The 24,327-nt window shown below is 59.5% G+C and carries 20 protein-coding genes; 15 read left to right on the forward strand and 5 right to left on the reverse strand.

Annotated features, from left to right (window positions below; genetic code table 11):
- Positions 1-236: 236 nt before the first annotated feature.
- The gene (glgX, locus tag ADA16_RS00005; RefSeq protein WP_048758271.1) at positions 237-2,378 is read right to left on the reverse strand and encodes a glycogen debranching protein GlgX; all 2,142 of its coding nucleotides are present in this window, start codon (positions 2,376-2,378) and stop codon (positions 237-239) included.
- 274 nt (positions 2,379-2,652) lie between these two features.
- Between glgX and ADA16_RS00010 the strand changes: the two genes are divergently transcribed.
- The 5 genes from ADA16_RS00010 (at position 2,653) to ADA16_RS00030 (ending at position 7,978) form a co-directional block, all read left to right on the forward strand.
- Positions 2,653-4,149 (forward strand): methylmalonyl-CoA carboxytransferase subunit 5S, encoded by a 1,497-nt coding sequence (locus tag ADA16_RS00010; RefSeq protein WP_048758272.1) that lies wholly within the window; start codon positions 2,653-2,655, stop codon positions 4,147-4,149.
- Between the two features lie 23 nt (positions 4,150-4,172).
- On the forward strand, positions 4,173-5,786 hold the full coding sequence (locus ADA16_RS00015) for an acyl-CoA carboxylase subunit beta (RefSeq protein ID WP_048758273.1): 1,614 nt from the start codon (positions 4,173-4,175) through the stop codon (positions 5,784-5,786).
- A complete protein-coding gene (locus ADA16_RS00020) occupies positions 5,786-6,091 on the forward strand; it encodes a hypothetical protein (RefSeq protein ID WP_239659277.1) in 306 nt (101 codons plus the stop codon). The genes ADA16_RS00015 and ADA16_RS00020 overlap by 1 nt, the downstream gene beginning before the upstream one ends.
- Positions 6,092-6,164: 73 nt before the next feature.
- Positions 6,165-6,524 carry a biotin/lipoyl-containing protein gene (locus tag ADA16_RS00025; protein WP_048758274.1) on the forward strand — a complete coding sequence of 120 codons (360 nt, stop codon included), beginning with the start codon at positions 6,165-6,167 and terminating at the stop codon, positions 6,522-6,524.
- Positions 6,525-6,613: 89 nt separating this feature from the next.
- Positions 6,614-7,978: a Na+/H+ antiporter family protein gene (locus tag ADA16_RS00030; protein WP_048758275.1), complete on the forward strand. Its 1,365-nt coding sequence runs from the start codon at positions 6,614-6,616 to the stop codon at positions 7,976-7,978.
- Positions 7,979-8,018: 40 nt separating this feature from the next.
- On the opposite strand, the gene ADA16_RS00035 is transcribed toward ADA16_RS00030, so the two are convergent.
- Positions 8,019-8,690 (reverse strand): TetR family transcriptional regulator, encoded by a 672-nt coding sequence (locus ADA16_RS00035; protein ID WP_239659278.1) that lies wholly within the window; start codon positions 8,688-8,690, stop codon positions 8,019-8,021.
- A gap of 203 nt (positions 8,691-8,893) precedes the next feature.
- Here ADA16_RS00035 and bioB point away from each other — a divergent pair, with 203 nt between their 5' ends.
- The 6 genes from bioB to nadC all read left to right on the forward strand — a co-directional run bounded on the left by bioB (position 8,894) and on the right by nadC (position 14,761).
- Entirely contained in the window at positions 8,894-9,901 is a 1,008-nt protein-coding gene (bioB, locus tag ADA16_RS00040) for a biotin synthase BioB (RefSeq protein WP_048758276.1), read from the forward strand.
- The gene (locus ADA16_RS00045) at positions 9,888-10,190 is read left to right on the forward strand and encodes a hypothetical protein (RefSeq protein ID WP_048758277.1); all 303 of its coding nucleotides are present in this window, start codon (positions 9,888-9,890) and stop codon (positions 10,188-10,190) included. Before bioB ends, ADA16_RS00045 begins: the two co-directional genes overlap by 14 nt.
- Before the next feature lie 100 nt (positions 10,191-10,290).
- The gene (locus ADA16_RS00050) at positions 10,291-10,926 is read left to right on the forward strand and encodes a hypothetical protein (protein WP_239659279.1); all 636 of its coding nucleotides are present in this window, start codon (positions 10,291-10,293) and stop codon (positions 10,924-10,926) included.
- 294 nt (positions 10,927-11,220) lie between these two features.
- The gene (nadA, locus tag ADA16_RS00055) at positions 11,221-12,303 is read left to right on the forward strand and encodes a quinolinate synthase NadA (protein ID WP_048758278.1); all 1,083 of its coding nucleotides are present in this window, start codon (positions 11,221-11,223) and stop codon (positions 12,301-12,303) included.
- A gap of 10 nt (positions 12,304-12,313) precedes the next feature.
- Positions 12,314-13,873: an L-aspartate oxidase gene (gene nadB, locus ADA16_RS00060; RefSeq protein WP_048758279.1), complete on the forward strand. Its 1,560-nt coding sequence runs from the start codon at positions 12,314-12,316 to the stop codon at positions 13,871-13,873.
- A gap of 6 nt (positions 13,874-13,879) precedes the next feature.
- A complete protein-coding gene (gene nadC / locus ADA16_RS00065) occupies positions 13,880-14,761 on the forward strand; it encodes a carboxylating nicotinate-nucleotide diphosphorylase (RefSeq protein ID WP_048758280.1) in 882 nt (293 codons plus the stop codon).
- A gap of 81 nt (positions 14,762-14,842) precedes the next feature.
- Here the strand turns inward: nadC and ADA16_RS00070 are convergent, their stop codons facing one another.
- The 3 genes from ADA16_RS00070 to ADA16_RS00080 form a co-directional block, all read right to left on the reverse strand.
- The gene (locus tag ADA16_RS00070; protein ID WP_048758281.1) at positions 14,843-15,418 is read right to left on the reverse strand and encodes a hypothetical protein; all 576 of its coding nucleotides are present in this window, start codon (positions 15,416-15,418) and stop codon (positions 14,843-14,845) included.
- 50 nt (positions 15,419-15,468) lie between these two features.
- The gene (locus tag ADA16_RS00075) at positions 15,469-17,337 is read right to left on the reverse strand and encodes a hypothetical protein (RefSeq protein WP_048758282.1); all 1,869 of its coding nucleotides are present in this window, start codon (positions 17,335-17,337) and stop codon (positions 15,469-15,471) included.
- An 80-nt stretch (positions 17,338-17,417) separates the two neighbouring features.
- Entirely contained in the window at positions 17,418-19,124 is a 1,707-nt protein-coding gene (locus tag ADA16_RS00080) for a hypothetical protein (RefSeq protein WP_048758283.1), read from the reverse strand.
- A gap of 297 nt (positions 19,125-19,421) precedes the next feature.
- Here ADA16_RS00080 and hisD point away from each other — a divergent pair, with 297 nt between their 5' ends.
- The 4 genes from hisD (at position 19,422) to ADA16_RS00105 (ending at position 24,326) form a co-directional block, all read left to right on the forward strand.
- Positions 19,422-20,774, forward strand: a complete 1,353-nt coding sequence (gene hisD / locus ADA16_RS00085; RefSeq protein WP_048758284.1) for a histidinol dehydrogenase — start codon at positions 19,422-19,424, stop codon at positions 20,772-20,774.
- A complete protein-coding gene (locus ADA16_RS00090; protein ID WP_048758285.1) occupies positions 20,774-21,916 on the forward strand; it encodes a histidinol-phosphate transaminase in 1,143 nt (380 codons plus the stop codon). Before hisD ends, ADA16_RS00090 begins: the two co-directional genes overlap by 1 nt.
- 64 nt (positions 21,917-21,980) lie before the next feature.
- A complete protein-coding gene (gene hisB, locus ADA16_RS00095) occupies positions 21,981-22,619 on the forward strand; it encodes an imidazoleglycerol-phosphate dehydratase HisB (protein ID WP_048758286.1) in 639 nt (212 codons plus the stop codon).
- Between the two features lie 285 nt (positions 22,620-22,904).
- Positions 22,905-24,326 (forward strand): MFS transporter, encoded by a 1,422-nt coding sequence (locus ADA16_RS00105; protein WP_048758287.1) that lies wholly within the window; start codon positions 22,905-22,907, stop codon positions 24,324-24,326.
- The last annotated feature ends 1 nt before the right edge of the window (position 24,327 follow it).

Below are 24,327 nucleotides of genomic sequence, written 5' to 3' on the forward strand. Positions count from 1 at the left end.
CTACTTCTCCTGGTCGAAAGTGGTGATGCATTCACCGCCTGAACCTACCGTCTGAAAGTGTCATAAACTCACACAGTTTCAAATTTGCAGCCCTCAATTTTTGTTACGTAACCCTGTTGTGAGTTGAACTCAGAGCCGAAAATCCCCTGTCGGTGGAAGAAAAACTTCCGCCGACAGGGGATTTTTGTGTAGGGCCCAACCCCAGGCCCAGGCACCTACACCCAACGCCGGCGCGGCTAGTGCCGCTCAATCAGCACGATGGTCGAGCGGGCTGGGACACGGAGTTCTCCCTCCGGCTCAACGATGCGCTCGCGAGTCGGACGGCCGGTGATCTCTGTGGTGTCGATGATGATTTCCCAGCTGTGTGCGTATTCAGTGCCCGGAATTTGGAACATGATGTCCTCGTGGTGGGCGTTGAAGCACATCAGGAAGGAGTCGTCCTCAATCCTGTGACCTCGGCGATCAGGCTCAGTGATGGCATCGCCGTTGAGCCAGACCATCAGAGACTTACCAAAGTCGAAGTTCCAGTCATCGGTGGTCATGACACGGCCCTTGTAAGTCAACCAGGCAATGTCACGATCGTCGGTTTCCGCACCCAGCGGGCCACCGCGCAGGAAGCGACGGCGACGGAAAACCGGGTGCTCAGCGCGCAGCTCAGCCAGGAACTGGGTGTATTCGACCAGCTCAGAGTTGGTGCGAGTCTGATTCCAGTCCACCCATGACAAACGGTTGTCCTGACAGTAGACGTTGTTGTTGCCCTTCTGGCCACGTCCCATTTCGTCACCATGGCTAATCATCGGAGTGCCCTGGGACAGTAGGAGAGTGGTCAGGAAGTTACGATGCTGACGGGAGCGCAGAGAAAGAATGCGCTCGTCGTCGGTCGGGCCTTCCACACCGCAGTTCCACGAACGGTTGTGGGACTCGCCATCGCGGTTGTCCTCGCCGTTGGCCATATTGTGCTTTTCGTTGTAGCTGACCAAGTCGTTGAGAGTGAAACCGTCGTGCGCGGTCACGAAGTTAATCGACGCAGTGGGGCGGCGGTCATTGTTTGCATACAGGTCCGAGGAACCGGTGATACGTGACGCGAACTCGCCGAGCGTGGATGGCTCGCCGCGCCAGAAGTCACGGATAGTGTCGCGGTACTTACCGTTCCATTCAGTCCACTGTGGTGGGAAGTTACCGACCTGGTAACCGCCTTCACCGACATCCCATGGCTCTGCGATGAGCTTGACCTGGCTGACAATCGGATCCTGCTGCACCAAGTCAAAGAAGGCGGACAGGCGATCCACATCGTGGAATTCTCGGGCGAGCGTGGAGGCCAAATCGAAGCGGAAGCCGTCGACATGCATCTCGGAAACCCAGTAGCGCAGCGAGTCCATAATCAGCTGCAGGGAGTGCGGGTGGCGCACATTCAGGGAGTTACCGGTTCCGGTGTAGTCCATGTAGTGCTGGCGATCGCCTTCGACCAAGCGGTAGTAGGCCTCGTTGTCGATGCCTCGGAAACAGATGGTCGGGCCCATGTGGTTGCCCTCTGCGGTGTGGTTGTAAACCACGTCGAGGATGACCTCAATACCCGCATCGTGGAACGCACGCACCATGCCCTTGAACTCACTGACTGCGCCGCCTGGTTTTTGGGAAGCTGCGTAGTCCTGGTGGGGTGCCAGGAAGCCAAAGGTGTTGTAGCCCCAGTAGTTGCGCAGCCCCTTTTCACGCAGATGGTCGTCCTGGAGGAACTGGTGGACCGGCATCAGTTCGATAGCTGTGACACCAAGGTCCTTGAGGTAGTCAATGATTGCGGGATGAGCGAGACCCGCGTAGGTGCCACGCAGCTCCTCCGGAATTTCCGGGTGAGTCATGGTCATGCCCTTGACGTGGGCCTCGTAAATCACTGTTTCGTTGTACGGCGTGCGCGGTGCGCGGTCAGCGCCCCAGTCGAAAAACGGGTTGATGACCACCGAGGTCATGGTGTGTCCCAGGCTGTCCTCGGTGTTGCGCTTCGAGTGGTCGTGAATGTCGTAGTTGAACAGCGAAGGATGGCCGTCGAAATCGCCATCGAAAGCCTTGGCGTATGGGTCAACCAGTAGCTTGTTGGGGTCACATCGCTTACCGTTCGCTGGATCAAACGGGCCGTGCACGCGGTAGGCGTAGCGCTGACCCGGCATGATGGACGGGATGTAGCAGTGCCAAATATGTGCATCGACTTCTTCCAGCTCGATGCGGGTTTCTTCACCCTCGGCGCTAATCAGACAAAGCTCAACTTTTTCCGCAACATCGGAAAAGAGTGCAAAGTTGGTGCCAGCGCCGTCGTAGGTAGAGCCGAGTGGGTAAGGCTCACCCGGCCACACTTGATAATCGCCGACTGTATTTGCTTGGTTCATGTGACTACCTTAACCGTTTTGTAAAAAACATGAGCTGTTTTCGGTCCTGCGTGGGCGAGCAAATCGTCGCATCCGCCGAGCGTACTTCGAAAAAACGACCCCCGGGCAAAATGTCGAGTCGAACGGTTAAGTACGTAAACTGCGTGCGAAAATAAGTATTTAACCCTGCAAGTGGGCAATTTGACGCTCCAAACGCACCTTGGCCGGCACCGTATCCCCAATATTCGCGGTCACCAACGCGCGAAGATCTCCAAAGACCTTTAATTTTGGAATTATGAGTCCACGAACCATCGGTGTAACGGAAGTAGCGTTCCGAGACGCTCATCAGAGCCTCATGGCAACGCGAATGGCTATGGAAGACATGGTCGATGTCTGTGAAGAAATGGACAAGGCCGGTTTTTGGAGTGTGGAGTGCTGGGGTGGCGCAACCTTCGACGCTTGCATCCGCTTCCTCAACGAAGATCCCTGGGAACGCCTGCGGACATTCCGCAAGCTGATGCCGAACAGCCGCCTGCAGATGCTGCTGCGTGGCCAGAATCTCCTCGGCTACCGCCACTACGAGGACATGGTGGTTGACAAGTTCGTCGAAAAGTCCGCGGAAAACGGTATGGACGTATTCCGTGTTTTCGACGCTCTCAACGACCCGCGCAATCTCGAGCACGCCATGCGCGCAGTCAAGAACGTCGACAAGCATGCGCAGGGCACGATTTGCTATACGACGTCTCCGCTTCACGACGTCGACGGGTACGTTAAGCTCGCTGGTCGTCTACTGGATATGGGGGCAGATTCCATTGCGTTGAAGGACATGGCAGCACTGCTGAAACCCCAGCCGGCTTACGACATCATCCGCGGTATCAAGGAAACTTACGGCGAGGACACCCAGATTAACGTCCATTGCCACTCGACCACCGGAGTCACGATGGTGACCCTGATGAAGGCCATCGAAGCAGGTGCGGATGTTGTAGACACGGCTATCTCGTCGATGTCACTGGGGCCGGGCCATAATCCGACCGAGTCGCTGGTGGAGATGCTGGAGGGAACCGGCTATACCACCGACCTGAATATGGACAATCTGATTACCATTCGTGACCACTTCCGTAAGGTGCGTCCGAAGTATGCAGAGTTTGAGTCCAAGACCCTGGTCAACACCGACATCTTCATGTCGCAGATTCCAGGCGGCATGCTGTCGAACATGGAAAACCAGCTCAAGGCCCAGGGAGCAGGCGACCGCGTCGATGAGGTCATGCGAGAGGTGCCAATCGTCCGCAAGGACGCGGGTTACCCGCCGCTGGTGACCCCGAGCTCGCAAATCGTCGGCACGCAGGCTGTGTTCAATGTGCTGATGGGACGCTACAAGGTCATGACCGCTGAGTTCGCCGACCTCATGCTCGGCTACTACGGCCAGTGCCCGGGAGAGCGTAACCCAGAGCTGATCAAGCAGGCAGCGGAGCAGACTAAGAAGGAAGAGATCACGGTTCGTCCGGCTGATCTCCTCGAGCCAGAATGGGACGAACTGGTTAATCAGGCCAAGGAACTCGACGGTTACAACGGCACCGCCGAGGATGTCCTGACCAACGCGCTGTTCCCATCGGTCGCGCCGGGATTCTTCACCACTCGTGGCGAGGGGCCGAAGAACGTCGGCAAGACCGCCGAGCAGCTCAAGCGCGAGGCAGAGCAGGCCTCTGGTGCCGCCAATGCCATTCGTGAGCCAATCCGCTACAAGGTCACTGTCGGCGGTCGCTCGCAGACCGTCCAGGTGGAACCCGCCTAGGAACATCGGGAGAAGAGATAGCAATGTCGCAAAGTTCAGCAAACCAGCCGAATTCGGCGGATGCCGTCGCGCCGGGCGTCGATGCCTCGATGGCGGAGCGCCTGGAGTATTTGGATACTCAGCGTCGCCGTGTTGAAGCCGGTGGTGGTGAAGCCCGCCATGCCAAGCAGCACGAACGTGGCAAGATGACTGCCCGTGAGCGTATCGACACCTTCGTCGACGAAGGCACCTTCCGCGAAACCGGCATGTTCATGACTCACCGCACCACCGACTTCGGCATGGATACCGCCGACGCGCCTGCCGACGGCGTGGTCACCGGCACCGCCGCGGTTCTCGGCCGCGCGGTGCACGTCGCCTCTCAGGACTTCACCGTCATGGGCGGCTCCGCTGGTGAAACGCAGTCCCGCAAGGTTGCGGCCACAATGCGCGCCGCGGCCGACAACGGCACTCCGTTCGTCTTCATCAACGACTCCGGCGGTGCCCGAATTCAAGAGGGGATTGACTCTCTATCGGGCTATGGCCAGGTCTTCTACAACAACGTGTGGCTCTCCGGTCTGGTGCCGCAGGTTTCCATCATCGCAGGTCCATGCGCAGGTGGCGCGGCCTACTCGCCCGCGCTGACCGACTTCATCATCCAGACCCGCAAGGCGCAGATGTTCATCACCGGCCCGGGCGTTATTAAGTCGGTCACCGGTGAAGACGTTACCTCCGAGCAGCTCGGTGGCGCGGATGCACACATGGTCAAGGCGGGCAATATCGACTTCGTCGCTGACGATGACGAGCAAGCCATTCTGATTGCACAGAAGCTCTTAAGCTTCCTGCCACAGAACAACACGGAAGAGCCGCCAATCGTCGATCCGGTATTCGATGCCGAGCCGGATCCAGAGCTCCGCGACATCGTCCCTGTCGACGGCAAGAAGGGCTACGACGTCCGCGAGGTCATCATCCGTATCGCCGACAATGGCGACTTCCTCGAGTGCCAGGCGGGTTTTGCCACCAACCTGGTTGTCGGCTTTGGTCGAGTTCTGGGCCGTACCGTGGGCTTTGTCGCCAACCAGCCGAACGTGATGTCCGGTGTGCTGGACATCAATTCCTCGGACAAGGGCGCAAAGTTCATCCGCTTCTGCAACGCCTTTAATATCCCGCTGGTCACCCTGGTTGACGTTCCTGGCTTCATGCCGGGCGTCACCCAGGAGCACGGCGGCATCATCCGTCACGGCGCAAAGATGCTCTACGCGTACTCCGCAGCGTCTGTGCCCAAGGTGACCGTCGTCATGCGTAAGGCATACGGCGGTGCGTACCTGGCGATGTGCTCGAAGGATCTCGGCGCGGACTACGTGTTCGCATGGCCGACCGCAGAAATTGCGGTGATGGGCGCAGAGGGCGCGGTCAACGTGGTCTTCCGCAAGGAAATCGCCGGCGCCGGCGACGAAGAAGAGCAGGCCCGTGTGCGCGACGAGCGTATCGCCGAATACAAGACACGCTTCTCGACGCCATATGTCGCCGCCTCGCGCGGACTGGTCGACGATGTGATTGACCCGGCGGAAACCCGTCTGCGTGTGGCTGACGCGCTATCGGTTCTGCGTAACAAGCGCGAGGTTCGTCCGGCCAAGAAGCACGGATTGGGGCCACAGTAATGGGCGACAGCATCGGTGAAATCAAGGAGCTGCGAGCACTCGTCGCTGAGCTGACCGACCGGTTGGACGCGACCTCGACAAGCTTGCAGAAGGCCACCGCACGGCTGAACCAGGCGGAAAACGAACTGGCGGAACTGCGCAAGCGCGTGGATGCAGATATCCCCGAGGACACTGTCATCGCCATTTCCGCAGCGGTATCGGCGTACCTGGGCAATCGCGGCAAGGTGAAGGCAATTCGATACAACCGCCACAAGACGTGGGCTGCGCAGGGCCGCCAGGTTCAGCAGCAGCGCAACCTGCGCTAGTTGGGAATTTTCGCCAACCGACTTATTTGAGTCCGTCCCATTGACTTTTTGCTACGTGAAGGATTGTTGAGCCATGAAATTGAAAGTGACTGTCGGCGGCATTGCCTACGATGTCGACGTCGAAGTAGTCGAAGAGCCCAAGCGCCTTTCGCCCATCGTGTTGGGTGGATCGTCCAGTGCCTCCGTTGAGCCGGCCACCGCTAGTGTCTCCGGTGTCTCCGCCAATTCGGTGGTGGCTCCGCTGGCAGGTTCGGTCAGTAAGATCTTGGTCGAGGAAGGCCAGCAGATCGAGGCAGGGGAGGTGCTGCTCATTCTCGAGGCCATGAAGATGGAAACCGAGATCACGGCCCCGGCTGCAGGCACCGTCGGCGCTATTCACGTCGAAGTCGGCGACGCGGTGCAGGGTGGTCAGGGACTCGTCTCGATTGATTAGCTGCATTAGCCGGGGTGTAGAGATTTTGGGGTGAAATCTTTATAGCCCCGGTTGCTGGAAATGCTTAAGGTTGCCTTAATATTTTCCCTATGAATGCCGTTCTTCTCGCCGTTTTGGTGATGCTAATCCTGGCGGTCTGCCGGGTGCACGTTGTGCTTGCGCTGTTTATCGGTGCTTTGGTCGGTGGTCTCTCCGCCGGGATGGGGCTCGATGCTACCATGGTGGCCTTCCAGGAAGGTCTCTCTGGTGGTGCCAAAATCGCCCTGAGCTACGCCATGCTAGGTGCCTTCGCAATGGCTGTAGCATCCTCTGGGCTGCCCAAACTGCTCGCTGATTGGCTGATTGCCAAAATTGGCACCGAGAATGAGGGCACCAAATCTAAAGCGGAGGCATGGACTAAGTGGGGTATGGTGGCCGGTATTTTGGCCATGGCGATTATGTCGCAGAACCTAATCCCGGTTCACATTGCGTTTATCCCGCTGATCATTCCGCCGCTATTGCCGGTATTTAACCGTCTCAACATCGACCGCCGAATGATAACCAGCGTGATGACCTTCGGTTTGATCACCACGTACATGTGGGTTCCGGTCGGATTCGGTTCTATCTTCTTGAACGACATTCTGCTGGGCAACATCGAAAACGCCGGCCTTGATGTTTCCAATATCAACATCATGATGACGATGGGCATCCCGGCTCTCGGTATGCTGACCGGCCTGGCCATTGCGGTGTTCTTCTCCTACCGCAAGCCACGGCATTACGAAGACCTGCCGATCGCCGAGTCCTCGCATATGGAATCGCAGTCTGATGAACCTGTGTCGAAGTACCGAGTCATCGTTGCTCTCGTCGCCATTGTGGTGACCTTCGTCGTCCAGATTGTGATGAACTCCATGGACACCGATGCCGATCCACTGCTGATTGGTGCCCTCACTGGTTTGGCAATCTTCATGCTCACTGGTGCTGTGCGCTGGCGTGAGGCGGACGACATATTTACCGCTGGTATGAAGATGATGGCCCTGATTGGTTTCATCATGATTTCTGCACAGGGCTTCGCCTCTGTGATGTCTGAGTCTGGTCAAGTTGAGCCGCTGGTAACTGCCACTGCAGAACTATTTGCAGGCAACAAGCCTGCCGCTGCATTCGCCATGCTGGTCGTTGGTCTGGTGGTCACGATGGGTATTGGTTCGTCCTTCTCGACGCTGCCGATTATCTCCATCATCTACGTGCCGCTGTGTCTGTCGCTGGGCTTTTCTCCGATGGCCACTGTCGCCATCATTGGTACTGCAGGTGCGCTGGGTGACGCCGGTTCGCCGGCATCGGATTCGACCCTCGGCCCGACGATGGGTCTCAATGCCGATGGGCAGCACGACCACATTCGCGATTCGGTTATTCCGACCTTCCTGCACTTCAACCTGCCGCTTCTGGCAGCTGGTTGGGTGGCAGCACTGGTGCTCTAGTTCCAGCGCTTGTCCATGAGGGCAATTGCTCCAATGGGGCCTACTGGCCTGCGGCTCCCGTAATCCCCGCAACCCCTGCAATTCCGGCGATAAAGAGTTCGGTTCCCAGTGCAATGCGCTGGTGGCCGAGCTCTTTTGCTTGTGCAGCCGTATTCTCAGAAGCTGTCTCGGCCTCAGCGCCCTTACCAGCGGTGATGTCCGCGCCACCGGCGTCACCCTTGCCAGCAACGCCTTTGTCACCGTTCAGATTAAGCGCGCTCGCTGTCTGCTGGTCGACTGTCGCACCGAGGATGAAGTACACGAGGACTGATGCGGTATCAGATGCTGAGGTGATGCCGGTGGAAATTTCAGGTGCATTCTCCAGGACGTCGGCAAGCAATTGCTCGGGGCGAATCGTGGCGGTGCCCGTAGCGAGTGCGGCCGAGACGACCTCTGCGCCATCCCGATGAGCGGTGAGGCAGGAGTAGAGCAGCTCGGCGACGGCTTCGGTGTCGGCACGCCAGTCACCCGTGGCGGAAAACTCTGTGCAGGGAGCCAAAATGCGGTCAGCGACGGCGCCGAGTAGTGCCTGTTTGGAAGGGTAGTGCCAGTACATTGCGCCAGCGGCGGTACCCAAGTGGCGAGTCAAGCGGCGGATTGTGAGATCGCCGAGACCGTACTCGTTGAGAATGGTAAGAGCTGCGTCGACAATGATGTCCTTGGTCAATTGCACACTGCCTACCGTAGACGAAAGACGAAACATCCGGAAGAGTTCTTAAGCCTGAAGGCCGGGGTAAAAACCGCGACACGAGGGGATATGCAACGGCAATTGAACCCTGTTCGACATTCGATGGATGCGGTATTAAGTTTGAGAACTGAACAACTTTTAAAACACTGTTCAAGTTTTATCCCCAGCCTCAAGGAGCGTCATCCCCCATGACTCAACAGCAGCAGGACATTTTGGAACTCGCCCGAGAAAAGGTACTCGGCCGCGGCGAGGGGCTGAACTATGATGAGACCTTGGCAGTTCTCAACCTCGACGACGACAGCATCGAGCAGCTGCTGGCGCTGGCTCACGAGGTGCGCCTGAAGTGGTGCGGCGAAGACGTTGAGGTCGAGGGCATTATCTCGCTGAAGACGGGCGGTTGCCCAGAGGACTGCCACTTTTGTTCGCAGTCGGGTCTGTTCGAGTCCCCAGTGCGTTCGGCATGGCTGGATATTCCGGCGCTGGTCGACGCCGCCAAGCAGACCGCAAAGTCGGGTGCTACTGAGTTCTGCATCGTTGCCGCAGTGAAGGGGCCAGATGAGCGACTGCTGAGCCAGATGGAGCAAGCCGTCGCCGCCATTCAGGCGGAGGTCGACATCAATGTGGCTGCATCCATGGGAATCCTGACCCAGGAGCAGGTGGACCGCCTGGCGAAGGCCGGTATTCACCGTTACAACCACAACTTGGAGACCGCCAAGAGCTACTTCCCGCAGGTCGTTACCACCCACACTTGGGAGGAGCGCCATGACACCCTGCGCATGGTCGGCGAAGCCGGTATGGAGGTCTGCTGTGGCGGCATCCTGGGTATGGGCGAGACCCTTGAACAGCGTGCCGAATTCGCCCAAGACCTGGCGGCGCTCAACCCGACCGAGGTGCCGATGAACTTCCTCGACCCGCGCCCGGGCACTCCGTTCGCCGGTCGCGAGCCGATGCCAGCCAAGGATGCACTGCGTGCCATCGGTGCCTTCCGACTGGCACTGCCGAAGACCATCCTGCGTTTTGCTGGTGGTCGTGAGCTCACCCTGGGCGACCTGGGTGCAGAACAGGGTCTGCTCGGCGGTATCAACGCTGTCATTGTCGGCAATTACCTGACCACGCTGGGCCGTCCGGCGGAGCAGGACCTGGACATGCTTGGCAAGGTACGACTTCCCATTAAGGCCCTCAATGCAACTGTCTAAGCCTCGGACGTCTAACCCGCGAACCATGCGAACGAAGAAAATCGACTCCACAGAGCTCCTCCAGGCGATGGTGCTCGGAGATGAGCCCAAGTTTGATCCTTTCACCGGTGCAGACCTCGAAGCTGGTGAAGTGCGCGAACGCTCCTACGGCGCAAAGGCGGGGCTGGAGGCACCTCGGTTCTGTCAGCTCTGTGGCCGTCGCATGGTGGTGCAAGTGCGTCCGGACGGTTGGACCGCGTCGTGCTCGCGGCACGGTGAGGTTGACTCCGTTATGTTGGAACAGCGCTAAAAGGCGCCGGTCGTGCTAGTGCACCACTCAGGCACGCTAGTGCTGGTTGTGCACTGCCACGCTAGTGCTGGTTACGTGCTGTGAGGTAAGTTAGTCAACTATGACTATGAAAAATACCCGAGTCCCACACGTTGAGAAGCAAAGCGTGGCGATGGCCTCGGGTATTGTTCTCTTTTCCGTTGTAACGGGAACGATAGCGGGAGTGGCCTGGGCATTTTTGCGCCCAAAGCAGCAAGTGCAAATGCTGCCCAACAATCAGCTGGCGATTATTCAGGAAACCGTTGACGCTGGTTTCATCGGGCTGCTCTGGTTTGTTGCTGTCACTGCAATCAGTGGCCTGGTGCTGGGAATTACTACGTTCCGAAATCGCGCCATCACTACTCCTGTGCAGATGCTCACAGCAATTGGGTGGGCAGGTTTCTCCGCTTTGATGAGCGCAGCAGTGACGTACGTCGTCGGTCAGTCGGTTGCGGCATTGCTACAGCCGGATCTGGCGGGAATGCAGCCGGGCGATAAGTTCTCGGTGATTCCGGACTTCACCACGTATGTGGCACTGCTGGTCGCGCCTCTGGTTGCCATGCTCGCACTGTGGTCGCGGGTGCTGTTCCAAACGGATTTCACGGAAAACAACGAGAGGTCTGAGGTCGCCGCCAAGGGCTCAGAAGTTGGCACGGATGATGCCGCAGAGGCGACCGACGTGACACCGGATACGAACGCAGATTCGGCCACTAAGTGAGGCGGTGAGGCTCTGGCGCTGGGGTCGTCGTAAAGCGCTGTTTTCGACTGAACAGGGGTAGTTATTGGGAAATAGGCTTATACAAGCCTTACAATTTTGGAAAATAGGTTCGTCCTCGATGTCGGTATTCGCCCCGTTTTAGGGGCTTTTTCGATATTGAGCGGCGAGCTTAGGCCTCTTGCACTTGCCCGTTTGAGTCCGCTGCGAATGCCTCCGGGAACTGTCATCGGTAACGGTGACGACGTTGTTTTCGGTCGTAGCCACAGCCCATTGAAGTAAGGACGTAGTTTTTCCGTGAATACCAGCCCTGCGGCCAATGCTCATGCTTCCAGCCTGCCGCGCCTTGAATCGGATTTGTACGCATCTGTAGTCGATAAAGATGGCCGCTACGGTGGCGTGGTCGCAGACGAACACTGGGGCCAGGAAATCAAACGCCTCGCCCGCGAACGCAATGCCGTAATCCTCGCACACAACTACCAGCTACCGGAGATCCAGGATATTGCCGATTACACCGGTGATTCCCTCGGGCTCTCTCGTATCGCTGCGGAAACCGATGCTGACGTCATCGTCTTCTGCGGCGTCCACTTCATGGCGGAAACCGCCAAGATTTTGAGCCCTGAGAAGACCGTCCTGATCCCAGATGAGCGCGCTGGCTGCTCTCTGGCGGACTCCATCACCGCTGACGAGCTGGCCGGGTGGAAGGCTGAAAACCCGGATGCGCTGGTGGTTAGCTACGTCAACACCACCGCAGATGTGAAGGCCCTGACTGACATCTGCTGCACTTCCTCCAACGCCGTCGACGTGGTCAAGTCCATTCCGGAAGACCAGGAGATCCTGTTTAACCCGGATCAGTTCCTCGGCGCACACGTTCGTCGTGAGACCGGCCGCGACAACATCAAGGTGTGGGCTGGTGAGTGCCACGTCCACGCCAACATCAATGGTGAGGAACTCGCGCACCGCGCGGAAGAGAATGCCGATTCGCAGCTGTTCATTCACCCGGAGTGTGGTTGCGCGAACTCTGCCATTTACCTCGCAGGTGAGGGCACCATCGAGCCGGAGCGCGTGCAGATGCTCTCCACCGGCGAGATGCTGACTGAGGCGCAGAAGCTGAAGGAGAATAAGCCGAACAGCAAGGTGCTCGTGGCCACTGAGGTGGGCATGCTCCACCAGCTGCGCAAGGCCGCGCCCGATGTCAACTTTGAGCCGGTCAACGACCGCGCCTCCTGCTCGTACATGAAGCTCATCACTCCGGCGGCTCTGCTGCGCTGCCTCGTCGAAGGCGCCGATGAAGTCGACGTCGACCCCGAGGTCGCCAACAAGGCACGCGCCTCGGTAGAGCGCATGATCGCCATCGGTAACCCCGGCGGGGGCGAGTAACACGTTTGGTCTGCGCCCTTCATTCGACAGTTGGACACTGACGTGTGACTTCCTCGTCATCGGCGGGGGAGTCGCGGGTCTTAGTGCTGCGCGCCGAGCCATTGAGCTCGGCCTCGACGTGCTGGTCATCGACAGCGTCGAGTGGCGCACCGGGGCCCGCAAACAGCTGCGTTTCGCCGATGCCGCCACGAATCTCGCCCAGGGTGGGCTCGCGGTGGTCGGGCTTGACGACGACCCCAGCGGCCATGTGGCCAATGGGTTCGATGACACCACTGATTCCCACATCGCGGATACTCTTGATGCCGGTGCCGGACACTGCGATGCAGAGGCCGTGGCTTCCATCATCCGCGCCGGTGCCGCTACGACCGAGTGGCTGATTGGGCTGGGTGCCACATTCGACCCGGCGCCGGATAACCCGGCCGTCTATTCCCGTACCAAAGAGGGCGGACATCACGCGCGGCGCATCATTCACGCCGGTGGTGACGCCACTGGTGCTGAAATTGAGCGTGCCCTAGAGGCATCTGTTACCGGCGTGCGAGTGCTGCAAAACGCAACAGCACGCCAGCTCATCGTTGATAAAGACGGTTCCGTACTGGGGGCGCTGGTAGCGGATCCCCGTGGTGGCGGCGCTATTCGCGCTGGCGCAACCCTGCTGGCTACTGGCGGCGTGGGCCATATTTACCGCGCAACCACGGCACCCTCGGGCGCCCGCGGCGAAGCTATTGGCATGGCCGCCGATGCCGGTGCGGAGATTCGGGATATGGAATTTATCCAGTTCCACCCGACCGTGCTCTATGACGAGCGCTCAGCAGCAGACGGCACCGGTCGCCGGCATCTCATCAGCGAAGCTGTTCGCGGTGAGGGAGCTATTCTCGTCGATTCCCGGGGCAACAGTGTGACCGCCGGCGTTGACCCACGCGGTGACCTGGCACCGCGCGATATCGTCTCGCGCGCCATCGCGACCCGCATGCGCCAGCTCGGCGAAGACCACGTCTTCCTCGATGCACGTCATATTGACAACTTCGCCACCCGCTTTCCGACGATTACAGCGGGCTTGACCGCAGCGGAGATTGATCCGACTAAGGAGCTCATTCCCGTGGCCCCGGCGGTCCACTACACCTGTGGTGGCATTGCCGTCGACCCATTTGGGGCCACCACGGTGCCTGGTCTCTTTGCGGCCGGCGAATGCTCTGCGACGGGACTCCACGGTGCCAACAGGTTGGCATCCAATTCGTTGCTGGAGGGACTGGTCGTCGGCAAGCGTGTGGCCGAAAAAGTCGCTGAAACAGGCGCTATGCCGGTCGGGGACGAGGAGTTTGGAACGGCGATTGCGAGCCTGCCGCAGCCGCGCCCGGAGCTGGAACCGCGACAGCTTTTCCGGTTGCAGACTGCGATGCAGGAAGGCGCTGGTGTGACGCGCAACGAGCAGAGTTTGCGGCAGGCGTTGGAGGTTATCGACCGGCTCCCGCAATCGGTTCAGGTTGTGGCAGCAAGGAAAGTTGTCGAAGCAGCATTGGCACGGCCATATACTTTGGGGTGCCACACTTGGTTTGAAAAGGACGAGGATTAGCTAACCATGACTCTTGAGAAGGACACTTTGCGCGGGGAGTTGAATGAAAACATCACGCGTGGCCTCATTCGGACGGCGCTGCAAGAGGATATGAGCTTCGGACCGGATGTGACCTCGCTATCGACGGTCTCGGCATCTGCGCAGGCACGCGCTCGACTCGTGGCTCGGCAAGAGGGCGTTATCGCGGCTATCGATGCGGTGGAGTGGACGCTGCAAGAGGTTATCTCGGGTGAGTTCGCCGTCGAAAAGCACGTTGAAGATGGCACCCTGGTGCATCCTGGCACAGTGCTGGCAACGATTTCTGCGCCGACTCGGGGGTTGCTGACTGCTGAGCGCACAATGCTGAATATCCTCACACACGCCAGTGGCGTAGCTACTGCGACGCGCCAGTGGGCTGATGCGATTGTCGGCACCGGTGCGCGGGTGCGAGATTCCCGGAAGACGCTGCCGGGTCTGCGCAACTTAGAGAAGTATGCGGTGACCTGCGGTGGTGGTATTAACCATCGCTACGCATTGGGTGATGAGGCCCTGATTAAGGACAACCACGTGGTGGCCGTTGGTTCGGTGTCGGGTGCGCTGAAGAGGGTGCGTGCTCAGTACCCGGAGCTACCGTGCGAGGTGGAAGTCGATACGCTTGCGCAGCTCGACGAGATTCTGCCGATGAAGCCGGACATCGTCATGTTGGACAACTTCGAGGTCTGGGAAACTCAGATTGCAGTGCAGCGCCGCTCGCAGATTTCGCCGGCAACCCAGCTGGAGTCCTCCGGTGGGTTGACCATCGATGTGGCGCGTGAGTACGCATCCTGCGGTGTCGACTACCTGGCCGTGGGCGCGCTGACTCACTCGGCCAAGGTCTTCGATGTCGGACTCGACTTCGACGAGCAGTAGCTGAATCCGGCAGTGAGCTCGGTGGGAGAGACGGGGCTTAACGGTGCCGAGCGGGGATCGCTGCGGTTGTGATGGTTGAACTTACAGGCGACGGGCGATTTCCGCGCCAATCTCGCTTAGTGCCGACCCCCAGCGCTCCCGTGACGGCTCGTCGCAGGTTTCCTGCGCGCGGTAAAGCGCCTTTTCTGCAGCACCGATATCTCCCAAATGCAGGTGGCACTGCGCAATCTGTGCAAGCAGCGGCACGGCCTGGATATTGAGCTTGTCGGACTGGAAAAGTCCCGCCGCTAGCTCCAGGTGATCAATGGCGCGGCCCTGATGGCCTCGACGAATCTCCGCCTGGCCGTTCAGGGTGTGCCACATTGCCCAGCGCAGGTGGCGCGGCGGGGTGCCGTTAGTCGGCTCGAAGCCGTCTTTTTCCAGGTTATCCAGCAGATCCAACCAGTCCGCGGCCTTGTCCATCAGCTTTGGCGCAGAGCCACGGATGGGGCGCCCCAAGCCGTCAGTCTGCGGGGCATCAGCCTTGTCGCCGAGCTCCTCGAACCCCTGCATCAGAGTCAGGGCTGCTTCCCAGAGATTGTTTTCCTCAGCCAATGCCGTGGCGGCATCGAAAAGCTGCTGCGGGCTAGAAGTTGCGGAATCACCAGAAGTAGTCATGGCTTAACACTCTACTTTGTGCCACCGACAGCACCGAAGTGGGCGCGACGCTAGTAACCGTCGTCAAGCGACTGAATGATGATGACGTCAAGGGCATCGAGAACAGGATGCCCCTCCCACACGTCGCGGGGCAGAAGCTCTTCGACGCGCCGGGCATAGGCGGCAGCGCCGTCGGAATCACCCGCGTCGAGACGGTAGCGAACGCCGGCCAACAGTGCGCGAGCGGCTTCCTCGCCATCGCCGGACTGTAGGTAGCCTTCAGCGGCGGCTTCGACGTGGTTGATGGCCAACGTGTCGCGGCCAGCGGAGTAGAAGACGTAGGCGGCATCGTCGTGCCAGTCGGCGAGTGACCAGTCGTCGGTGATGAGCTTCTGGGAGCGCAGCAGAAGGTCCTCAGCCTCGTTGAGTGCGTGGTCGATAGTGGCGGAAGCGTCGTCGGAGACAATCTCAGCGGTGAAAGTGGCCTCGATGTTTCCGGTCTCATCGATGTCATCGGATTCTTCGGTAGAAATGACCAGGTCAATGACATGAATGATGGAACGCGCAGCCTGCCGGTAGGCCTTGGCAGCGCCCTTGGCATCGCCGTTGCGTTCAAGGTGCTCGCCGTGTTCGATGAGCAGCTTTGCCGCCAGGCGGGGATTCTTGCCGAGCCCCGCGGCTGTGGCGGCAATGGAGAATGCCGCATCGGTGCGTTCTTCATCGGCGGTAAATGCTGACCAGTGTGCAACCGGTTCGGCGAAGCGCAGCGCCTCGTCGATCTCGTCTGCATCGAGGAGGCTACGGGCTAAAACGAGCTGGATGTCCATGGTGATGGGGTTAACCGGCATGCCCTCGGCGCTGGCGAGGGCGCGGCGGGCAATCTCGGCGGATTCCGCGAAATCGCCGTGGGCGTTGAGAAGCGCACAGAGCAGACGCACGCTGCGAAGCACGGCGACCGTGAGCTCCGCATCGAGGCCAGCCTGCACGATTGGACGCAGCTGGCGGATAGCCTCCGCCTCCTCGTCGGCTTCCAGAGAGAGGAAAGCCAGGAATTGACGCGCTTCGATCGTGGTGGTGACGGGCTCTGACTGAGGGGCTGCCGCGACACTGGCGGCGATGCGGGCGGCCTTTCGCAGTTCACCCCGGCTGTGCGCGAGCTGCGCCTCCAGCAGCTTGCGGTCGTCGAAACTGCTTCGCTTTGGTGCCCAGCGTGCGGACCACTCAGAAAGCCGACCGGCGATTTCCGCCCGGCGCGCCAGTGATGCGGCGGCACCGGCGACAGCAGCGCTGACCAGGTAGTAATAGGCCTCGCCGGGCTGGGGAGTGGTGGCGACGATTTCCTTAGTAAGGCTAATCAGTTCGGGGATTTCAGAGTCCTCGGGGCGACGGCCGGTGATGGCATCACCGGGGTTGGCGTCAATGAAGGCCTCAGCCTCGGCGAATGCTCCGTAAGAGCGAGCGTGCAGGATTGCGGGGCGGATGTTGGCCTCAGTGGCCCAGCGCAGCCACTCGGCGCGTGCGGCGGCGGCTTCTTCTACTAATTCCAGCTGATCGGCAACTGCGTGCCTGAGTGCGTGGAACTCGCCAATGATATCGGGGGAGTTGGTAGGCGCATCGGCCAGCCAGTGCGTGTGAGCGAACTTGGTGACAGCGCGCCAACTGGTGACATGGTCGAGTGTGGCACCGGCTTTGCGGGAGATAGCCAGCAGCTCCGGGAGAGAGTCCGGCAATGCCTTCAGCGGGGTCGGCAGGGGAGGGAAGACCAGGGGCGCGGACGCGTCCTCAGTCGCTGACATATTTTCCGGATTTACTGACGTGTAGTCAGCGTCGATGTCGGCAGCATCAGGGCTGGCATCCGCAGAGCCAACAATTTCAGAGCTAACAGTCCCATCGCCAGCCTGAATTCCGGACTCAGAGTGATCTTCTTCCCACCACGCCATTGGACTATCTTCACCCGTGGCATCGGAAAGATGCAAAAACTGCCAACGGTCGCGGTTCTGAATATTCCCGAAAACGGTTCCTAAGAGCCGTTCGTCAGGCTCTGCATTAGTCCACGAACTTCATCGCGCACCGGGTGACCCGGGCCAACTAGGTCGCCGATGCGCGTCGCGAACCGGCGGGCGCGATCTTCATTGTTATCACTAACAGCAGCGCGCACTGCGATAGTCAGAGTGCGGGCGGCGTCGGCTGGGGCATGGGCTTCTAAGAAAAGCTCGGCAGCTTCATCGGCGTACTTGTACACGCCGTCGTTGTCCCAGACCGACCAGCACAGCAGCGCCTGGGCCTCGTGCCATTTGGCCGCTTCCCAGGATCCAACGACGTAACCGCGTGAGCGCTCCATCAGGTGGTCAGTCAATTCGCTCTCGGCGCCGACGTTACTGAGGGATAGCGCGGCATCCATCAGAGTTTCCGCAGGCGAAATCGGTGAAGAATATCCGGCGCGAATATCGGCCAGGGCATCGAAGAGCACTGCTGCATGCTCAACATTTCCCTCTTGGACTGCTGATTCCGCAGCAATGGCGCAGGAAAAATCAGTGCGTGCGGCATCCTGAGTAGGCTCAGACCACTTTGCGACCGACTCCGCCTCCTGACCGGCATTGCGGAAATCGCCAAGCTCGTACAGGGCCGTTGCCTTCAGCAGCGCGATCTCCATGGTGACTTCACAGTCTGGGTAGTCCGCTGACACCTCTTGTGCGCGCTGAGTCAGCTTCAGCATTTCATCGGCATCGGGCTTGTTGTGTGCCACTTCGAAGTTGATATCGGCCATCTCACGAACGGCGAGAATATGGTCAGTGTCCAGTCGGTGCTGGTCGGCGACTGCGATATTGTTCGACAGCATTCGGAACGCGGTATCGCTATTGCCGGTCTCTATCGAGTACCGCGCCAGATTCTGACGCAGCTCAAGGCCTGCGATTACGGAGCGGCTACCGATTACATTGAGCTGTGAGGCGCAAAGTCGCGCTGCATCGACAACTTTCCCGGCCCGATGCAGCAGCGATGCCTCCGTCAGTGTCTTCGCCAGCGCAATCGACTCAAACTTATCTTCGTTCGGCAGCTGGCGAATCATCTCGTGCAGCTCTCGTGCCAGGTCCTCACGGTTGACCTTCCGCAAGGCGCTAGCAATCCGAATCAGCGCATCAGTCAATGCCGCCCGCTTCTTCCACTGGCGGGGGCTAAACGGTTCATCCGCTTCATTGCTTGTCGACGTTTCCTGCGACCGCGGCCCATTCCCATCCACGGTCACCGTACTGTGACTGCCAGTTGGGGCATCGAGATCGTCGGCAAGCACGAGTGCCCGGTACGAAGTGATTTCCCTGCTCATGCGAGCGATGAGCGGAATTTCAGTCTCTGCGGCGGCGGAGCTGGGGCCGTCTGCGATGAAGGTGGTAAAGCGGCGAGCTTCGTCGGCGGCCAGCCGAGCCCGGGCGCGCCAGTACTCCGGGACATTGTCGTTATCGGACGCCCAGACCATCCAGTTCAGGGCGGCATCGTGCGCGGCCGTCATCATGCCGAGAGATTCGGTGACCTCGCGGACTAGGCGGTAAAACGCGCCGACGTTTTCGGTAACGCCGTGGGCTTCCGGATCGGAAAAGAGCTGTGGGTTGTAGAAATGATGCGCGAAAACTGACTCCAGTTGGCGCGTGGCCAGGGAATTGTCGGCGGCGGTCGCTTCTGCGTAGTCTGCGACGAGCTTCCGCAAATCCGGGCTGTTTCCGTCCTGGTTCAACAGCTGGCCTTTCTACGACTGGTTACTACTTTCCCTAACACTGTAATGGGTCACTGTGGCAGAGCTAACTTGCGCCACAGTATGAGGGGTTAAATGGGGCAATCGGTATGAATCGGGCATGAGAAAGATATGCTTAGTTCATACTCAAGGGTGCCTTTAAGGGCGAATAGTAGCGAACTTGGTGGATAAAGTCTCTGGCTTTAGCCCATATTGTTCAATACTCTGGTGCCATTATTTCGTCACCCTGAAGTGCTCACGTATGAATCCAGCGTGCGAATAGGCGGTTTCTAATTAATTATGTTGTCCACTATTGATCTTCGCGGTCAGACCCCCACCACCGCCACTCTTCGTCGAGTGTTGCCCCGTGGTGCGGCAGACGTTGATTCGATGATTCCCACGGTCAAGCCCGTTGTCGATGACGTGGCAGCCCGCGGCGTGGAAGCGGCGATGGAGTACTCCGAGAAGTTCGACCGGATTCGTCCGGCATCCATGCGCGTGCCAGCAGAGGTTATCGACGCCGCAGAAGCCGCGCTGGAAAACGATGTCCGCTCTGCCCTCCAGGAGTCCATCCAGCGTGTACGCGCGTTTCACGCTGCTCAGAAGCCGGATGACAAGACCGTCGAGATCCTGCCCGGCGGCATTGTCCGCGAGAAGTGGATTCCGGTTTCGCGCGTCGGCCTCTACGTCCCCGGCGGCAACGCCGTCTACCCGTCGTCGGTGTTGATGAACGTCATCCCAGCTCAAGAAGCTGGTGTGGATTCCCTCGTCGTCGTCTCTCCGCCGCAGGTCGACAACGACGGCTGGCCGCACCCGACCATTCTGGCTGCCTGCAAGTTGCTCGGCGTGACCGAGGTATGGGCTGTCGGCGGTGCACAGGCCGTCGCACTGCTCGCATACGGTGATGAAAACGAGAACCTTGAGCCGGTCGACATGGTCACCGGCCCGGGCAATATCTTCGTTACCGCCGCCAAGCGCCTATGCCGCTCGGTCGTCGGCATCGACGCCGAAGCCGGCCCGACCGAGATTGCCATTCTCGCCGATAACACCGCTGATCCAGTCTCGGTCGCCTACGACCTGATCTCCCAGGCAGAGCACGATGTCATGGCCGCCAGTGTGCTCATCACCGATGACGCCGATTTCGCCGCCGCTGTCGACCGCGAGGTCGAGAGCCGCTACGAGGTCACCATGAACGCCGACCGCGTGCGTGAGGCGCTCACCGGCACGCAGTCTGGCATCGTGCTTGTCGACGACATGAATATCGGTGTCCAGGTTGCAGATGCCTATGCCGCTGAGCACCTGGAGATTCACACTGAGAATGCGGCGGTTGATGCCGAGCGCATTACCAACGCTGGCGCAATCTTCATCGGCCGCTTCTCGCCGGTGCCGCTCGGTGACTACTCGGCTGGTTCCAACCACGTGTTGCCGACCTCAGGCACTGCCCGCCACGCCTCTGGTCTGTCAACACACACCTTCCTCAAGTCGGTCCACATGGTTGACTACGACGAAACCGCGTTGAAGGAAGTTGCTGACAGCGTGATAATCCTGGCCAACGAAGAACGACTGCCCGCCCACGGCGAGGCCATCCGCGCCCGCTTTGAGGCGCTCCTCGACTCTGAGGACAATGGTGCAGAAAAGGGGAACGACAACTAATGAGCAACCAGTCTGAGAACCAGTCACAGCCGTCGGTAGTCAAGTTGGCACTGGCGGATTTGCCACTGCGCGACGAGCTGCGTGGTGAGGAAGCCTACGGCGCGCCGCAGCTCGATGTCGATGTTCGCCTGAACACCAACGAAAATCCGTACCCGCCGTCCGATGACCTCATCGCCGATCTGGTGGCGGAAGTGGAGAAGGTCGCCTCTGACCTCAACCGCTACCCAGACCGCGACGCGGTAGCACTGCGCACCGCACTCGCCGACTATGTCACCCGCCAGACCGGCGTGGATGTCTCCGCCGACCAGGTGTGGGCCGCCAACGGCTCCAATGAAATTCTCCAGCAGTTACTGCAGGCGTTCGGTGGTCCGGGGCGCAGCGCGATGGGCTTTGTCCCCAGCTACTCGATGCACCCAATCCTCTCGTCCGGCACACAGACGGAGTTCATCGGCATCGACCGCAACCCAGAGACCTTCGACATCGACATGGACAGTGCACTCGCGGCAATCGCTGAGCACCGACCGGATGTCATCTTCATCACCACGCCGAACAATCCGACTGGCAACCTGACCGCGCTCGATGACCTGCGCCGCATTATCGATGCCGCGCCGGGCATCGTCATCGTCGATGAGGCCTACGCCGAGTTCACCGACGAGCCGTCGGCAACGACGCTGCTGGCTGAGTTTCCGGCGAAGCTGGTTGTCTCCCGCACGATGAGTAAGGCTTTCGACTTCGCAGGCGGCCGCCTCGGTTACTTCGTTGCCAATCCGGCTTTTATCGATGCTGTGATGCTTGTGCGTCTGCCATACCACCTGTCAACGCTGACTCAGGCCGCTGCCACGGTTGCACTTCGCCACTCGGATGCGACGCTGTCGACCGTCGCAAAGCTTGCCGACGAGCGTGACCGCGTCGTCGCCGCCCTGAACAGCTATGGCTACGACGTGATTGACTCGTACTCGAACTTTGTCTTCTTCGGTCGTTTCACCGATGCCCCGACGGCATGGCAGAGCTTCCTGGACGAGGGGGTACTCATTCGCGATGTTGGCGTACCCGGTCGTCTGCGTGCCACTATTGGTCTGCCCAGCGAAAACGATGCGTTGCTGGCAGCGGCCAAGAAATTGGCGGCGACCGCGCTGGCTTGAGCGGAAATGCTGCTGGTACATCCCACTACGCTGGTACATCCCACTACAAGGAGAGATCTGACTTATGCACGCCAGTGATAAGGACCATCTGGAGGCGGAGCGCCCTGAGCGCGTTGGCCGTGTGGAGCGCGCCACCCGCGAATCGAGCATCGTCTGCTCTGTGAACCTCGATGGCACTGGCAAGACCGATATTTCGACAGGTCTGCCGTTTTTTGATCACATGTTGACCGCTTTCGGTTCCCACGGCAGCTTCGATCTGACGGTGCACGCTAATGGCGACACCGAGGTCGATGCGCATCACACGGTGGAGGACACCGGCATTGTGATGGGGCAGGCCTTCGCTCAGGCGCTGGGGGATAAGTCCGGTATTCGCCGCTTTGGCGACTGCTATATCCCGATGGATGAAACCCTGGCACACGCAGTGGTTGACGTGTCGGGTCGTCCGTACTTCGTTGGCACCGGCGAGCCGGAGCAGATGTTGACGGCCGTCATCGGCGGGCACTACGCGACTGTTATCAACGAGCATTTTTTCGAGTCCTTCGCCCTAAATGCCCGTATTGCGCTGCATGTTCGCTGCCTCTACGGCCGCGATCCGCACCACATCACCGAAGCCGAGTACAAGGCCGTGGCCCGCGCGCTGCGCGCCGCTGTCGAGGATGACCCCCGAGTCCACGGTGTGCCGTCGACTAAGGGCACTCTGTAGAGCGCAGCTGTAGTAGGCAGCCGCAGTAGGCAATAGTAAAAATCCGCCTTAGCTGGTATTTTAGAGGAATCGATGGTAACAACGTCTGTAGACGTGCTTCTAGCGCAGGTGTCTACCGCATCGACGCTAAGCACTTATTTTTTGTTCATTGTCGCTGGTCTGCTGGTGGGCGGAACATGGTCACTCTATAAGTCCGGATCGAGGGTTGGAACAATTATCCTCGGGCTCTTATCTGTGATTGCGCTCGCCGGCGCGATTTTGTGGTTGATAGGAGTGATGGAGTAAATGGCGTCCCGGGTGATGGACCGCAGGCAGCTAGACGAACTGGACAGCATGTGGAAAGCGCCCGGACTAGTACCTACGCTAGTCGCCGTGATGGCCGCCTTCGGTGGCTGGTCACTCCTCATGCCTGTCATCCCGCAGGCAATTCTTGACGATGGCGGTGGAACTTCGCTCGCCGGTGCCTACACCGGTGTCTTCATGGCCGCCACAGTTCTGACACAAACTCAGACTCCACGTATGTGTCGCCGTCTTGGCTACGGCATGACCATGCTGATTTCAGGTCTGTTTCTGGGCTTGCCGACGATTCTGCACATGTTCGGCACCGATGCTGCTTTGGTGCTCATCATTGCGGTTCTCCGCGGTATGGGCTTCGGTGCGTTGACTGTCGCCGAGTCCGCATTGATTGCAGAGCTTGTGCCACTGAAGTTCCTGGGGAAGGCCTCCGGTGCGCTTGGTGTGGCCGTTGGTTTGTCCGAGCTCATTTTCCTGCCACTTGGTCTCATCATTGCAGATAAGACTGGCTCCTACACTCCGGTTTATATTCTGGGTGCCGTCATTTCGCTCGTTGGCTCGGTGATGGCCCTATTCATTCCGAAGATTAAGCCAGCGCCGAAGGAGGGCAAGGGCGGCAACGAGGATGTCGGTGACCCCGTTCCTGGCTCTGCAGCAACGCAGCCGAGCCCAGTTGAGCATGTTGCCACTTGGAAACTGGTGGCCATTCCCGCGCTTGCAATCTCCACGATTGCTATGGGCTTCGGTGGTATTTCCGCTTTCCTTGCACCGGCAGCTCGAGAGGTTGATGCTGTTTCTGGTGCAATTGTCGCTGGTCTGGCGCTATCGGTTCTCGGTGGCGCGCAAATGGTGTTCCGCTACTTCGCAGGCATCTATGCGGATCGTAAGTCCGAGGCTGGAATTCTGCTGATTCCGGCATTGATTAGTGGTTTTATTGGCCTGCTGATGATGTCCGGCGTTGTCTTTTTCGATTTGTCGGCCTGGCTGCTGCTGATTGCGGCAATCTTCTACGGCGCGGGCTTCGGCATCGTGCAAAATGAGGCCCTACTGCTGATGTTCGCCCGCCTGCCGCGTGACCGTACGGCCGAGGCCAGCGCCTTCTGGAACATGTCGTTCGACTCGGGCACAGGTATTGGTTCGTTCGTGTTGGGCGCAGTTGCCGCGGCTGCACTCCGTCCGTACCCTGCCGTGTTCGCCTTTGCCGCAGCACTGCTGGCGGTGGGCCTCATTGGTGCGGTGCTCGATCGAGTCATCGGAAAGCACCGCGTTGCGGAGTACCAGAACACCCGCGCTACGTTGCGTCGCCTGGGCGACGCGGTGAAGCGTCATACACCTGAGGCAGCTGTGCGCGTCGCCCGTCCGGCCAAGAACGCCGTGACACGCCTGACAGTGCGGGATCGCAAGAAGAAGTAGC

It is taken from the genome of Corynebacterium vitaeruminis, from assembly GCF_001054325.1.
GTDB lineage: Bacteria > Actinomycetota > Actinomycetes > Mycobacteriales > Mycobacteriaceae > Corynebacterium > Corynebacterium vitaeruminis_A.